We start from the raw sequence: 14,427 nt of genomic DNA on the forward strand, positions 1-14,427 counted from the left end.
TAAATTCCCTCTTTCTTAATTTAAGTTGAAAAGCTTCGATAACATACAGGATAACGGTTACATTTCAATTGAAGCAGTTATCCTCAGAATGTGCTGCTAGCATAAAACATACATATGTATGTTTTATGCTAGCTTATCCTTATTTTCAATTCATGTCAAGAGATTGCCCTTAGTCCTGATTTATATTTCTTTCTATGTTGTTGTTTAAAAGAGGCAATTGTATATAAACCGAATATATATTTTGATTGTCTGTAACAGAAATCTGTCCATTATGATCTTCAATAATTCTTTTGCATGTTTTCATACCAATTCCCGTGCTATTTCTGCTTTGCATTTCCGTGTTTATATGGTTTTCAATTTGTATAAACAGCGACTCCTTATTTACTTGGTAACGAATGATAACAGGTTTGGCTGGATTCGCATATTTGATAATATTAGAAAATAAATTGTCAAATACTCTGCGAATTGATATTAAGTGAATCTTGATCTCAAAGGGAGTGCTGCATGAAACTAACTCAAAATGAAAACCGTTATGTTGCAAAATTAACAATTGTTCATCAATCAGTTGCTCGATCAATTGATTCCCGTCAAAGTGTTCAAGTTCTAATTCCTCATCATCAAAATTGAACACAGAAAAATATTCAAACAGTTTATCAGACAGTTGTTTGATCTGATAGGCTTTTTCTCTACTGTTATGGATATATTTGGTTAACTCATCAGCGGTATGGTACTTCTTAAACTCTATAATGTCTAAATAGCCAATCAACGCTGTCAATGGAGTTCTAAGATCATGAGATATCGCAGTTAACAGTTCACTATTTGCAGCTCGCGCTTTTTCTTCATTTTTGAGCCTCTCCTTAAATGCTTTCCTCATTTCATCAAGACTTTGAGCCAATGAAGAAAGCTCATCTTTCCCTTTGCCTTTTACTGTTATCGGATAATCAAGGTTTCCTCCCTCTAAAATTTTTATTTCGCTTTCAATCATTTCGATATACGATGTTTTTTTGTTAATGAATAAAAGCATGATAAATATAAAAAACAACAATGAGATGGCCACACATACAATGAGTACTGTATTGTAATACTTGTATTCATAAAAATACTCCATGTAGACTTGAGCGCTAGTATTGGAAAACTCAATAGTGACAAAGTCACCTCTCTTTAGAATGATACTTAATAAAGATTTATCGTGGTCCGTAATAGAGGTGTAGCCATCTGTTGCGTAGACCAACTGATTGTCTTTATAAATGTATAGATTAATATACCTCTCCTCACGAACCCAGTTTTTGATCGCTTGTTGATCATCTAATGAAATGTTTTTATCCGCGACGTATTTTTTGAAATCCATAATTCCCGTCGTCTCTTGATTGTTAACTATAAATGCTCGGTTTAAATAGTCTTCACTTGCTGTTTGTAGCAGCCAAAACAAGACTACTGAGAGCATAAATGAAAGTAATAAATATAAGGTCATCTGCAATTTCAGCTTTCCCCAAGTAAATCTCTTATTCAATTCGATACCCCTTTCCCCAAACCGTCTTAATATATTTCGGGGTCTGTGGATTCTTTTCTAACTTCATTCGAAGATTTCGAATGTGTACCATGACGGTATTATTGCAACTGTAAGAGTAAGGTTCCCCCCAAACACTCTCATAAATGTTTTCAGCGGAAAATATCTTCTTTCGGTGTGTCGCCATTAACAGCAGTATCTTTAGTTCAATTTCTGTTAGTGCAATTTCTTTTCCATTAAGCAACACCTCATTGTTGTGCAGGTTAATGCTTAACTCATGAATATAAATGATCTTGGAAGAAATGGCTTCCTCTTTTCCTTTATAGACATAGTATCTTCTTAACAATGCTTTTACTCTTGAAACCAGTTCAGTATATGAAAAGGGCTTGGACAAGTAGTCATCACTACCTGCTGAAAACGCCATGTATTTATCAGAGTCTTGTGTTTTCGCTGTAAGAAACAGAATAGGAGCGCTTGTTTTTTCGCGAATTTCCATACATGCCTTAAATCCTGATTTTCCAGGCATCATAATGTCCAGAATAATTAAATCAATGTTTTCATTTACCTTATGCACAGCATCGTCGCCATCTACTGCTTCAAACACGTTATATTGTTCACTCTCCAGTAACACACGGACAATTTCTCTAATTTCTTCGTTATCATCAGCAATTAGTATATTTCTTGCATTGTCCATTTTCGATCTCTCCATTCGTTAATATTCGTCATGCCCAGTATATAATGCTCATCCAATATAAACTACAGCTTTCAAACGACTTAAGAATTCTTAAGAATTTATATATCCGGATCTTAAGATATGCCCCTTAAACTTTAGTGATTAAAAGACATAGAAAAGGTGACTGTTATGAGCTCTTTTATAAAAATACTCACACATAAAATAACTCTCGCAATGCTCTGCTTATTAATTATTGTTCCATTTATTTACTATTCCCCTGAAATTCTAAGGTTGACGATGTCAGTCGAAACATTTAGAAACTATATCCTTTCATTAGGCAGTTTAGGACCAATCATATTCATCCTTTTTCAAATACTTCAAATCATCATTGCTCCCATACCGGGCGAAGTTATACAACTTGCCGGAGGATACATTTATGGTATATGGTTTGGCACAATTTACACTGTAGTAGGATTATTGATTGGAGCAGTAATCATTTTCTATTTCACACGATTTATTGGCGGGTCATTTATCGAGAAGCTGGTGAGCAAGAATAAGCATAAATGGATCGCACATTTGATGGACAACAAAAAAATCTCGATCTTTTTATTCATTATTTTTATTATTCCCGGAACGCCAAAAGATATATTTATTTATGTTGCGGGATTAACAAAAATAAAGCCAGCAACTTTTTTCACTATATTACTTGTGGCTAGATTTCCGTGGATTTTAGCATCAGTGAGTATCGGCTCAAACCTTTATGAGCAAAATTATTTACCCACCATCATTATATCTGCGGTGTCGCTCCTTGCTTTTGTTCTAGGATTGATTTACAAAGATAAACTTATATATTTGTTGTCTGCTTACAGAAAAAACAATTCTTAATAACAACTACATCGGATAAGGTGAACAAATGATTAAAAACTATATCCCCAATCTTCTGACATTTGCAAACTTGTCATTCGGAGTTCTTTCTATACTTGAAACGATCAATCATAACTTTGCTTTAAGTGCAATTTATATTCTGCTTGCCGCACTTATAGATCGATATGACGGTAAAATCGCCCGATATTTAGGAGTTAATGCAGAAATAGGCACTCAATTGGATTCATTGGCTGACTTGGTTTCGTTTGGCGTGGCATCAGCTTTATTGCTGTATTACAAGTTCAGCTTCCATGAACTCTATTTCGCGAATTTGGTAGGACTCTGGCTGCTGTTGTTGTACATTATAAGCGGATGTTATCGTTTAGCGCGCTATAATACTATGAAAAGTGAAGGAGCATTTTGTGGAGTACCTATAACTTTAGCTGGTTCATTTCTTTCAATGTACGCATTAGCTTTTCCAAGCAATCGAATATCGGCTCTGTTGGCGCTCGCTTTACTGCTGATCTTGTCCTTACTAATGATTTCAACCATTCGCATTAGAAAAATGTAGTCCACATAAAAAAGCCATTTCCGCAAAATGGGAAACGGCTTTAGGGAATACACAGGAAAACGGCTGCATTTCAAGTGAAGCCGTTTTCCTCATATCAAGCTGTACGCCAATCGGAAGTAGACGAGCAAATCCGTACCATCAATACGGATTGATACGACCAAAGCGGATCTGCCCAGGCCGCGGAGCTCCCATCTCGATCCGATCTCCCCAACCGCCCCAGACCGGACTTCTGCTCCATCACGCAGAAGTTCGGCGAAATCGAACGCACATTGGACAAGTTCATGCTCCAAGCCCGATCCTTAAGCGGATTTTCGTCTTCTCCCGGGAATATTCACCCGGCAGCTATTCCCTGCTCTTCAAATTGATAAAGCTGGTGCGTCCTTCCATCAGTTGGTCCATCGCCTTCTGGATGAGTATTTCCGTTCTTGTGTCTACTGAGCTTGTTGCCTCGTCGAGAATGAGCACTTTAGGATCAGCCAAAATTGCCCGTGCAATCGTAAGCAGCTGTTTTTGGCCTTGCGAAATATTGCTCGTCTCTTCATTAAGCTCCATTTCCTGCTCTTCATTCTCGCTCAAAAACTCAAAAACTCGCTCCGAGGCTGCGGCCATTCGCTGCAATTGGCTAGACAAGCCGGCGAGCTGCATAATTGGTTGCGTAAAATTTCGAACATATTGAAGAAATGCTTGAATGCCGCCGATCGTGACCTTGCCGTTGACCGCTAAAGCCGCCCCAACAATACAGACTGCGACATAGCTTAAATTACCAACAAACATCATGAGCGGCATCATTAACCCCGAATAAAATTCTGCTTTTCGAGCGCTTTTTGCCAAATGTTCATTTTCCTTATCGAATGCAGCCAGCGCTTTCCGTTCGCCATTAAATACTTTCATAACCATATGGCCGGTAAAGGTTTACTCTACATGGCCATTGACACTGCCGAGATAAGTCTGCTGATTTCTGAAGCACATACAGCAAGAAATGCGTTCAACAAAAATTGGCCACGGCAGCATTCGCCGTGGCCAATTTTTGTTGAATATTAAAAACCATTTCGCAAGCAATTAAAGGTTAGCTCCAAATACTGGTCGAACGTCATGGCTTCATCAGTTTCGTCCGTCACTTGTCCTGGAAATCGTACATTAAGACTACCGTCGAGCAATGGCAGCATTGCACCATAGACCGCGCCAACAAGCAGATGTGTGTACTGCTCGGGATATCGCCCTTGAACGATGTTAACCAATATTTCCTTACCCTCTGCTTGAAACTGATGGATTATGCTAAGCAGAAATGGCTCAAGAGTCGGATACCGTTTCGAAATGGATACAAGCACGCGCATTTTCCTAAAAAGCTCTTCTGTTAGCTGCATCCTCATCAACCGATACAAAATTTCGAGCGGAGTTATGCTTTCATCCATATTCGCAAGGAGATTTTCGAATTCATCATTGTTACTGTACGAAATTGCTGCTGCTGCCACCGCTTCCTCCTTACAGGAGAAGTAATTCGCGAATGTTCTTCGAGAAAAGCCGGCACGATGAACAACATCCTCGATGACAACCCCATCCAATCCCCGTTCAAGAGCAAGCTCAAACGCAGCATTGGCCAGAGCTTGTCTAGTCGCTTCCTTTTTCATATCTCGTAAACTTTGCTTCTCCATACTCAAACACCACTTTAATATCGGGATATGTACTCACGAAATTCATACTAACAAATTAGTGTTAGTTAGTCCAATGAGAAATACAATGCGAATTAACATTTCCCATTGAGCAAAATTGCCCAATGAGCACAAATTGTGTTAACATGTTATTGTAAGGAATTAACTAATCTTTATTTGGGAGGACTGGAGATATGTACAAAGAGATCATTTCTTTGGCGGACATTCCGCAGTTTCAAACAAGAGCCGAAGAGTTTTTCCCGCTGGAATGGTATCGCAAGATGCTTAATGAGAGCCCCGTCTATTATCATGAGGGAACAAATACGTGGAACGTATTTAAGTATGATGATGTGAATGAAGTAATTAGCAATTACGAAATTTTTTCGAGCGAGGGTTCAAGAACTGCCATTGATGTTGGTACAAGTACACAGGAAGGCGCGCCTCCCGACAAAATTGCAATTGCTTTAATTGATCCTCCGAGACATAGAAAATATCGCGCCTTACTGTCAACAGCATTTACTCCACGCAGTTTAAAAAGCTGGGAACCGAAAATTGAACAGATCGTTAACAGACTGGTAGACGAGATGGAGCCAGGGGAAGTTGATATTGTGAATGCGCTGGCAGGACCTTTGCCAACAATCGTCATGGCCGATTTATTCGGTGTTCCCTCGCAAGACCATCATTTATTTAAGGAATGGGTCGATGTATTATTTCAGCCAAATAACGGCGGGGACCGGCAAGCATTGGAACAAAAGAAACTGGCGGCTGCTCAAGCGTATTACCAGCATATTTACCCCATTGTATTAGAAAAACGCTCTAATCCCACAGATGACATTATGTCTGATTTATTAAAAGCAGAAGTCGATGGTGAGGCTTTCACCGATGACGAAGTCGTCAGAACAACTATGCTTTTCCTGGGAGCCGGAATTGAAACAACAAGTCATATGCTCTCCAGCATCTTTTATTCATTCCTCTATGATGATCCAGCCTTATACCAGCAACTACAAAATCAACCTGCATGGATTCCGAATACTGTGGAAGAGATGCTTCGTTACCGTTTCCATATTAGTAAGCGAGAGCGCACAGTGAAGCAGGATAACAATATACTTGGTGTGAATCTGAAAAAAGGAGATGTAGTGGTCGCGTGGATGAGCGCTGCCAATATGGATGATAGCGTGTTTGAGGATCCATTTACCTTGAATATCCATCGTGAAAACAGCAAAAAGCATCTTACTTTCGGAAAAGGACCGCATTTTTGCCTTGGTGCTCCTTTAGCCAGATTAGAGCTGAACATTGCATTGAATACTTTTACGCAGAAGGTTTCAAGAATTGAACCAATACCATTCAACTTGGAGTCTAGCTTGGCACAGTCTGCTGCAGGTCAGTCGCTTGTTCAATTGCCAATGAAAATTTATAAGTAATTTTTGTAATGGTGGTCATAGTTAATTTCTTGGTCATGAAGTTGTTCTCACTTAGCAGCACTCGCGCTGCTAAGTGAGATGGTGCGCAATCCCATCAGTCCTGCATACGGTAAAAAATGAACAAGCTGCTACGAGAACCTTTGTTACTTTTGCGCATATTAATGAACCTAATCAACCTAACGGGAAACGTTCAGTTAAACATAATCCGCTTTATTTTTAACTTTTTTGATTGTATGCTTCCTGAAAGGCGTATACCCACCTGAATATAGTGATCCCGCCTGAAATCCCAGGGATTTCGCAAAGAACAGCGGATCACTTTCCTTTTGCTGCTCCATTAAATTTAACATAATTTGAGCACATGCCCGGGCATCCTCAAGCGCGTTATGGTGATCTAAACGAATTCCGAAATAGCTAGAAATGATGTTTAATTTATGGGAAGATAGCTCTTGCAGCAGCTTTTTTCCAATTCTGTACGTACATAAATATTGTATCTCTGGATAGCTTTTTTGAGCGGCATCTAAACAACCCCTTAGCACGCTTATATCAAAAACAGCGTTATGTGCAATAATAGTTTCCCCGGATACTAGTGGTTCAATGGTTGTCCATAATTCTTCAAATATTGGTTGCTTGTCAACCATGGAAGGTGTAATACCATGGATAGCAATATTCATTCGATTAAAAGGCTGTTGTGGATCAATTAGCCATTCATATTCACCCGTTACAATCCCATCTCTAACTTGAACTAAACCTAGAGAGCACGCACTCGATCGGTTAAAGTTTGCGGTTTCAAAATCAATTGCTGTAAAATTCAACGGTTCATTCTCCTTTACCTTTCTATACCCCTTAATAGGCAACGCCTATTCAAGTACTTTTCCTTTTAAAGGATAAACCTTATCGGAAGAAATGAATATCCTTTATTTCGAAAATCTTTTTATCCTCTACACGCTCTCAGTTTTGTTTTGTCTCAGCATTATGATATGATCATTTTAGGTTATTCATTAGATACAATGAAGGCAAAAACGGGAAATATAATGATACTTTACGGACATTTCAATTCAATAAATACTCTTAAAGGAGGTTCATGCAATCGTTCATTCATTCAAGCAGGAAAATAATATAAGACCCCTTAAATATAAACCGGTGTTGTCTTACCCATACGATCTGGAGATTTTTAGTGTATCATCTCTCAAAAAGCGATCACCAGATAATAGTATGAAAATGGCTTATCGTTATCAATTTTATATGCTCATTTGTGTAACGGAAGGCATGTGTAAGCAATGGATCGATTTTGAACCGATCTCTTGCAGGGAAGGAACAGTGATAGTAGTAACACCAGGACAAGTCCATAATTTTGGACACGATGAAAACTGGGACGGATGGGTTATTCTATTCCGTGAAGAATTTCTCTTTCCTGCTCCACTTACGTTGAGTGAACTGAATTTAACATTTGATATGGGGAGAACGCCGAATAGTTTAACTTTAAATAATACAGAGCTGCATCGAGTAAACACTTTGATCGAGCAAATGGTTCAGGACTCTGTAATTCAAGCAGCCAAAGAGGATGTCCATACGTTGTTGCGCTTTCAGCTTCATGCATTCATAACATGGCTCAACATTATTCATAAACAAAATAAAATCCCTTCTACTTCACAGGTCTCACCAAAGTTTTTAAAATTTCAACAATTAGTAGAGGAAAATTATACTAAATTGAATCATGTTCGTGACTATGCTGCCCTTTTAAATTGCACTGAAAAAACGTTAACACGGGTTACGGTCGCAGCTGTTGGAATAAGTGCCAAAGCTTTCATATCAGGTCGAATTAGTCTCGAAGCTAAGCGTTTATTAATGCATACGGATTATTTGATTAGCGACATTGCAGAAATGCTTAACTTTCAAGAAACCACCCACTTCAGTAAATTTTTCAAACGGGAAACTGGCTATACGCCTGTCGAATTCCGAAAGCAGAACCTTTAATGATTTGTTCTACAAAAAGGAGTGATACTGTGATACAAGGAACATTATTTGAAAATGAACATGATCGACCGTTGGCTAATCGTGTGCGGCCTCAATCGTTGGAAGAATTTATCGGCCAAAAACATTTACTAGGCCATGGAAAAGTTTTGCAGGATATGATCAAAAATGATCAAGTGTCTTCCATGATATTTTGGGGTCCTCCGGGTGTTGGCAAGACAACATTAGCTAAAATCATTGCCAATCAAACCAAGTCCAAGTTTATTGATTTCAGTGCGGTAACCAGCGGTATTAAAGAAATCCGAAATATAATGAAAGAAGCTGAGGAAAACAGGCAATTAGGGGAGAAAACCCTCTTATTCATTGATGAAATTCATAGATTTAATAAGGCTCAACAGGATGCCTTTCTTCCGTATGTGGAGAAAGGCAGCATTATTCTCATCGGCGCAACAACCGAAAATCCATCTTTCGAAGTTAACTCAGCCTTATTATCTCGCAGCAAAGTTTTTGTACTTCAACAACTAAGCAGTGAAGATATTGTTGAATTATTAAAAAAAGCGATTTTGAATCCTAAAGGATACGGAGATCAAAAGATACGTTTAGAGGATGGCGTACTTTCTGCTATCGCAGAATACTCAAATGGAGATGCCAGGGTGGCATTAAACACCTTAGAAATGGCTGTGCTTAACGGAGAGAAACAAGGTGAATATATTGAAATTAGCAAACAAGGGCTGCTGCAAATTATTCATCGAAAATCACTTTTGTATGATAAAGATGGAGAAGAACACTATAATATCATTTCCGCATTGCATAAATCGATGCGAAATAGTGATGTAAATGCAGCTATTTACTGGTTGTCTCGAATGTTGGAATCAGGTGAAGATCCTTTATTTATTGCTCGCAGGCTGGTCAGGTTTGCAAGTGAGGACGTAGGTTTGGCAGACAATAGAGCTTTGGAAATCGCAGTTTCGGTGTTTCAAGCATGTCAATTCATAGGGATGCCAGAGTGCGATGTACATCTAACACAAGCCGTTATCTATCTGACTCTGGCTCCCAAATCGAATTCTGCTTACTTGGCTTACCGCCATGCGAAAAAAGATGCTCTACATTCCATGAGTGAACCCGTTCCTTTGCAGCTTCGGAACGCTCCAACGAAGCTTATGAAGGAGCTGAACTACGGCAAAGGCTATCAGTACGCCCATGATACAGAAGAAAAGCTAACAACGATGCAGACTATGCCCGATTCCTTGATCGGACGCGAATACTACCATCCGACAACACAGGGGTCAGAATTCAAAATTAAACAGAGGATGGAAGAAATTAAAGCATGGCACAAGAAAAACACAACGGGTGGTTTATAGCCACAGTATCCGCTTGTCATTGCATAAAAAATCCCCTTCACTGGCTCTGCCCCGGCTTGCTGCGTTAAGTAGCAAGCCGGAAGCAATCCAATATCGGGGATAAAATCGCTGCAAGTGTTATGTTTTTTTAATCACATTCAATTCCTTATTTATGAGCGACAACAGCTCCTTCGGGATATTGAAGGCTGAAATTTTCGACATTTTCTCAATCGACATGACGCCCATCATCGCAGAAAATCTCGCATCTTCTGCAGCCTGGCCAAAAAACTTCTCAAATACAGCCCTTGCATCCTGATTGCGGAAGAGCTCCTCGATCGTATCGAACGTGGAATAATAGCCTTCCTGAAGACTGATTTCTTGAATATTGGACAAATCAAATTTTTCAAACCAATTTACAACATGCTTTTTATTTTCATTGGCAACATGAACATAACGCTTGTCTTGTTCAGCTACAAGATGAACAATCATGTCATCGGTATAGACAGTGCCATACTCATCAAATCCTTCTACTCTGAAGTGGTTCTCCCCTGAAGCAAGGGAAACCGCATTGAGTGTAGTCACTCGTTCAGCAGACTTTGTTTGATGGATAAGAGCATTGTTCAAATATACATTCAATCGAGAAAGATTGGACAAGATGGTGATGTCGTTTAGTGCTTGATGGCGATTCTTAAATCGGCGGCCCGCCAAGTAGACAAAAGGCTTGTTGGACCAATACGCTTTATAAAGAAAGTACGCATCCTTTTTAAGCTTCCGATCAATCGTTACGAGCCCCTTCAGATTTTTCCCTTTTTCTCCACCTTCATTTCTTACTGCACTTCCGAAATCGAACATATTCCACACATATCCGCCTGTGACAAACTCTCGCTCCTGAATCGTTTTAATTACGTTATGATGATAGATTAGCTGATATTCTTCCGAGTAATCTTTTACGCGTGGTGAATAGCTATGGAACATTGGATTGGTATCGACCCCATATTCAGAAACGAGCACAGGCACATTAGGCTGGGCTCGATGAAACTCGTCGAGACGTTTTCCCAAATCCTCCATATTGCCGTAATACCAGCCATAATATAAATTGTACCCTGTTAAATCTGTAAAGTTGTGAATTAAGCTATCGTTGTCGACGGAATAAATATTGGCCTGTGCGGTCAATCGAACGGGATCCAGCTGCTTCGCTGTTGCCGCCAGCTTTTGGATCGCTGCATAGGTATGCTCATTCTCGACGGCGATTGTAATTTCATTTTGCACACCCCAGCAATAGATGGAACAGTGGTTATAGGCTTGCTTGATCAGCTTTTCCAACTGCTCCATTGCATTGCGGTTTTCTGAATCATCAGAGGAAGGGATGCTAATAAACGGGATTTCAGCCCATACCAGCATGCCGTGTCGATCACATAAAGTGTAGAAATAATCATCATGCTGATAGTGAGCGAGACGGATGCTGTTAGCGCCCATTTCCGAAATGAAGGACATATCCTCCTCCATATGAGCTCTTGTAATCGCATTGCCGACACCACCGTAATCCTGATGGCGGCTGACCCCTTTTAATTTAATCGCTTTTTCATTCAATAGCATGCCTTTATCCGGCGTCAGTTCAATCGTCCGAAAGCCAATTTCAATCGTTCGAGCATCATAGATGGTATTACCAATACTAAGAGAGACGATTGCCGTATAAAGATAAGGATTGTCTACTCCGTCCCATAGAACAGGATTGTCTACCTTGCTTTTAATGCTGAATTGCTCGCTGGCAGCGACCATTAGTTCCAAGCTATGCTCCAGTTTTACTTTTCCTTCAGCATCCTGCAGCATAATATCAATTTTTCCAGCAGCAGGCTTGACGGATTCATTTACAACAGTCCCGCGAATGCCAAGCTCAAACGAAGCTTTATCGATTCTCTTTTGCGACAAATAAATCCCGTCTCTGCTGCCATCGATTACATCAAAATGAATATCCTCCATGACAAGAAGCATAACGTCCCTGTACAGTCCGCCGTAAAATGTGAAATCTGCCATTAACGGAAAAACATCGCTGTAGGAGCCATTGTCCACTGCAATTGCGATCAGATTTTCTCCTGACTTCAGATACGGGTTCAAAGCAACCCTAAACATAGCGTAACCACAGCGGCTCTCTCCGGCTAACATGCCATTCACGTATACTTTTGCAATATTTCCTGCTGCGCCAATTTCCAAATAAAGCCTTTTGTCGAGCTGCTCCGCTGTCATGTCCAACGTTTTTTGATACCAGCATTGACCGCGAAAATAATGTTCGCTGCCACCTTGCCCGTCTATAGCGTTCCAGGTATGGGGGAGGCTTACTTCCTCCCCGCCTTGAATGCGCTCAGCTGCATAAGCCTGATTGCTGCTTCTGATGAAGCTCCAATTCCCGTTCAGGTTAATGGTTTGCATTACGCTCTCTCCTTCTCCTTTTATATCTCCCCTTATCCTTTTACTGCCCCGAACATAATCCCTTTAATGAAAAATTTCTGGAAGAACGGATAGGCGATCAGGATCGGAAGAGATCCGCATACTGCTATAGCCATTTTAACGGTATCTGTCGGCATCTGGGCCATCGCGCCCCCGGCGTTGGCGCCCAGATTGGATTGAATAAACTGAACGTCGTCCATAATCCGCTTTAATAGATTTTGGATGCTGTAAAGATCAGGCTTCGTAATATAGATCATCCCTGTCTGCCAATCATTCCAGTAATAGATCGCTGTGAACAAGCCGATGACGGCCAATATTGGCGTCGATGTCGGAATAATGATGCTCCACAGGATTCGGTACTCATTAGCACCGTCCAATTGCGCGGATTCGATCAAATCCTTAGAGATCGATCCCTGCATGAACACGCGCATCATCATAATATAGTAGCCATTCGTCAGCACTCCAGCGACAATGAGCACCCAAATCGTATTTTTCAAACCTAATATGCTTGCATAAACAAGATAAGACGGGATCATGCCTCCGCTGAACAGCATTGAGAAAAATACAAGGAATAAAACTAATCCGCGATACGGCGTTTCGGATCTGGATAAAGGATAAGCCATTAACAACGTAACCGATAAACCAACGACAGTTCCTACAACTGTCACGAATAGCGTTACACCGTAAGCACGTATAATGTCTGAGCCTCGCGTAAACAAGTATTCGTAGGCTGCTGTGCTAAACTCGCGCGGAAACAATGAATAGCCGTTGGCGATAACCGAGTTTTGATCAGTTAATGATGCCGAAATAAGCAATATAAACGGGATAATACATGCTGCACTAAATAAAATTAAAACGATATGACTAAACCATGTTAAGACTGGACTCTCGTTTCTCAAGTGAATTCCCTCCTAGAACAATGCGCTTTCTTTACTTTTGCGACGGACCAAATAGTTCACGGTAATGACGAGCACAAATCCGACAACTGACTGATAGAACCCTGCTGCGGCGGACATTCCCATATTTCCGCTTCCTGTCAAACCATTAAATACATAGGTATCGATTGTAGCCGTTGTCTCGAACAGCGCCCCGGAATTCAACGTCACCTGATAGAATAAGCCGAAGTCTGAATAAAAAATTCGACCTAGCTGCAGCAGCGCCATCATAATAATGACGGGTACAACAATCGGGAGCGTAATGCGAAGAATTTGCTGGATGCGGCTGGCGCCGTCGATTCTGGCAGCCTCATAATATTCTTCGTTAATGCCGAGCAATGCCGCAAAGTAAACGATACTGCCATAACCGATGCCCTTCCATTGATCGACCAAAGTAAGAATGACAGGCCAATATTTCGCTTCGGTATACCATGAAATCCCTTCATCCATTCCCAGCATCGGCAAAATCGTTCGATTCATCAGACCGTTTTCTGGATTCAAGAACGCATACACCAGGTAGCTAATAATTACCCAGGAAATTAAGTGAGGCATGGAAATGATCGCTTGATACGTTCTCAGCAAAAACTTCCGTCTAATCTCATTCAGCAAAATAGCGAAGCTTAACGATAACACGGTTCCAAGAAAGAGGAACAACACATTGTACAAAATGGTATTGCGCGTAATAATGAATGCGTCCGACGTTTTGAACAAATACTCAAAGTTTTTTAAGCCGACCCAATCGCTTGCCAGAATGCCCTTGGTGAAATTGATGTCCTTAAAGGCGATGACAATCCCAAACATCGGCAAATAGTTATTGACCAAAAGATACAGCAGCCCTGGAATCATCATAATTAAAAGCGGCGAATATCTTTTCAAATTGTACTTCCTTTTCTTTTTCGCTTGGAGCGAAGCAGCCGATTTCGCAGACGATATCTGGCTCATGTAAAATCACATCCTTGTCTTCTAGTAAGTATATTGTTATCATAAGAAATTCGACTAAGCTCAACTAACGTTAAGCCGACTTTTTGGATGACATTATACCGACCACTGG

At 40.4% G+C, this 14,427-nt stretch carries 12 protein-coding genes and 2 pseudogenes; 5 read left to right on the plus strand and 9 right to left on the minus strand.

Going from position 1 to position 14,427, the window contains the following annotated elements:
* Positions 1 to 169 precede the first annotated feature (169 nt).
* Together KJS52_RS08395 and KJS52_RS08400 are read right to left on the minus strand one after the other, a co-directional pair.
* Positions 170 to 1,510: a HAMP domain-containing sensor histidine kinase gene (locus KJS52_RS08395; RefSeq protein ID WP_213514286.1), complete on the minus strand. Its 1,341-nt coding sequence runs from the start codon at positions 1,508 to 1,510 to the stop codon at positions 170 to 172.
* On the minus strand, positions 1,503 to 2,201 hold the full coding sequence (locus tag KJS52_RS08400) for a response regulator transcription factor (protein WP_213514287.1): 699 nt from the start codon (positions 2,199 to 2,201) through the stop codon (positions 1,503 to 1,505). Before KJS52_RS08400 ends, KJS52_RS08395 begins: the two co-directional genes overlap by 8 nt.
* A gap of 276 nt (positions 2,202 to 2,477) precedes the next feature.
* Between KJS52_RS08400 and KJS52_RS08405 the strand changes: the two genes are divergently transcribed.
* Together KJS52_RS08405 and KJS52_RS08410 are read left to right on the plus strand one after the other, a co-directional pair.
* The gene (locus tag KJS52_RS08405) at positions 2,478 to 3,065 is read left to right on the plus strand and encodes a TVP38/TMEM64 family protein (RefSeq protein WP_213514288.1); all 588 of its coding nucleotides are present in this window, start codon (positions 2,478 to 2,480) and stop codon (positions 3,063 to 3,065) included.
* Positions 3,066 to 3,093: 28 nt separating this feature from the next.
* Positions 3,094 to 3,615, plus strand: coding sequence for a CDP-alcohol phosphatidyltransferase family protein (locus KJS52_RS08410; protein ID WP_213514289.1), 522 nt, complete (start codon positions 3,094 to 3,096; stop codon positions 3,613 to 3,615).
* Between the two features lie 97 nt (positions 3,616 to 3,712).
* On the opposite strand, the pseudogene KJS52_RS08415 reads toward KJS52_RS08410, so the two are convergent.
* The 3 genes and pseudogenes from KJS52_RS08415 to KJS52_RS08425 all read right to left on the minus strand — a co-directional run.
* Positions 3,713 to 3,928 (minus strand): annotated as a pseudogene (locus KJS52_RS08415) (beta-galactosidase); the annotation flags it as partial.
* Between the two features lie 50 nt (positions 3,929 to 3,978).
* Positions 3,979 to 4,578: pseudogene (locus KJS52_RS08420) on the minus strand (ABC transporter transmembrane domain-containing protein); the annotation flags it as partial.
* 74 nt (positions 4,579 to 4,652) lie between these two features.
* A complete protein-coding gene (locus KJS52_RS08425) occupies positions 4,653 to 5,267 on the minus strand; it encodes a TetR/AcrR family transcriptional regulator (protein ID WP_213514291.1) in 615 nt (204 codons plus the stop codon).
* Positions 5,268 to 5,458: 191 nt separating this feature from the next.
* Between KJS52_RS08425 and KJS52_RS08430 the strand changes: the two genes are divergently transcribed.
* Positions 5,459 to 6,685 carry a cytochrome P450 gene (locus KJS52_RS08430; RefSeq protein ID WP_213514292.1) on the plus strand — a complete coding sequence of 409 codons (1,227 nt, stop codon included), beginning with the start codon at positions 5,459 to 5,461 and terminating at the stop codon, positions 6,683 to 6,685.
* Positions 6,686 to 6,879: 194 nt separating this feature from the next.
* On the opposite strand, the gene KJS52_RS08435 is transcribed toward KJS52_RS08430, so the two are convergent.
* On the minus strand, positions 6,880 to 7,497 hold the full coding sequence (locus KJS52_RS08435; protein WP_213514293.1) for a 3'-5' exonuclease: 618 nt from the start codon (positions 7,495 to 7,497) through the stop codon (positions 6,880 to 6,882).
* A 400-nt stretch (positions 7,498 to 7,897) separates the two neighbouring features.
* On the opposite strand from KJS52_RS08435, the gene KJS52_RS08440 reads away from it, so the two are divergent.
* Together KJS52_RS08440 and KJS52_RS08445 are read left to right on the plus strand one after the other, a co-directional pair.
* Entirely contained in the window at positions 7,898 to 8,659 is a 762-nt protein-coding gene (locus tag KJS52_RS08440) for an AraC family transcriptional regulator (protein WP_246563316.1), read from the plus strand.
* 29 nt (positions 8,660 to 8,688) lie between these two features.
* On the plus strand, positions 8,689 to 10,017 hold the full coding sequence (locus KJS52_RS08445; RefSeq protein WP_213514294.1) for a replication-associated recombination protein A: 1,329 nt from the start codon (positions 8,689 to 8,691) through the stop codon (positions 10,015 to 10,017).
* 117 nt (positions 10,018 to 10,134) lie between these two features.
* Here the strand turns inward: KJS52_RS08445 and KJS52_RS08450 are convergent, their stop codons facing one another.
* Genes KJS52_RS08450 through KJS52_RS08460 form a run of 3 tightly spaced genes read right to left on the minus strand, consistent with a single transcriptional unit; the run spans position 10,135 to position 14,318 of the window.
* Positions 10,135 to 12,423, minus strand: coding sequence for a glycoside hydrolase family 2 protein (locus tag KJS52_RS08450; protein WP_213514295.1), 2,289 nt, complete (start codon positions 12,421 to 12,423; stop codon positions 10,135 to 10,137).
* Between the two features lie 32 nt (positions 12,424 to 12,455).
* Positions 12,456 to 13,340 (minus strand): carbohydrate ABC transporter permease, encoded by an 885-nt coding sequence (locus KJS52_RS08455; RefSeq protein WP_213514296.1) that lies wholly within the window; start codon positions 13,338 to 13,340, stop codon positions 12,456 to 12,458.
* 12 nt (positions 13,341 to 13,352) lie between these two features.
* Positions 13,353 to 14,318: an ABC transporter permease gene (locus KJS52_RS08460; protein WP_213514297.1), complete on the minus strand. Its 966-nt coding sequence runs from the start codon at positions 14,316 to 14,318 to the stop codon at positions 13,353 to 13,355.
* Positions 14,319 to 14,427 lie beyond the last annotated feature (109 nt).

It is taken from the genome of Paenibacillus montaniterrae (genome assembly GCF_018403185.1).
In the GTDB taxonomy this organism is placed as follows: Bacteria; Bacillota; Bacilli; order Paenibacillales; family Paenibacillaceae; genus Pristimantibacillus; species Pristimantibacillus montaniterrae.

Bases quoted from the DNA above. Each gene is read 5' to 3' on its own strand.
- KJS52_RS08450 (WP_213514295.1), bottom strand. From the start codon at position 12,423: ATGCAAACCATTAACCTGAACGGGAATTGGAGCTTCATCAGAAGCAGC.
- KJS52_RS08440 (WP_246563316.1), top strand. From the start codon at position 7,898: ATGAAAATGGCTTATCGTTATCAATTTTATATGCTCATTTGTGTAACG.
- KJS52_RS08460 (WP_213514297.1), bottom strand. From the start codon at position 14,318: ATGAGCCAGATATCGTCTGCGAAATCGGCTGCTTCGCTCCAAGCGAAA.
- KJS52_RS08410 (WP_213514289.1), top strand. From the start codon at position 3,094: ATGATTAAAAACTATATCCCCAATCTTCTGACATTTGCAAACTTGTCA.
- KJS52_RS08425 (WP_213514291.1), bottom strand. From the start codon at position 5,267: ATGGAGAAGCAAAGTTTACGAGATATGAAAAAGGAAGCGACTAGACAA.
- KJS52_RS08430 (WP_213514292.1), top strand. From the start codon at position 5,459: ATGTACAAAGAGATCATTTCTTTGGCGGACATTCCGCAGTTTCAAACA.
- KJS52_RS08400 (WP_213514287.1), bottom strand. From the start codon at position 2,201: ATGGACAATGCAAGAAATATACTAATTGCTGATGATAACGAAGAAATT.
- KJS52_RS08405 (WP_213514288.1), top strand. From the start codon at position 2,478: ATGTCAGTCGAAACATTTAGAAACTATATCCTTTCATTAGGCAGTTTA.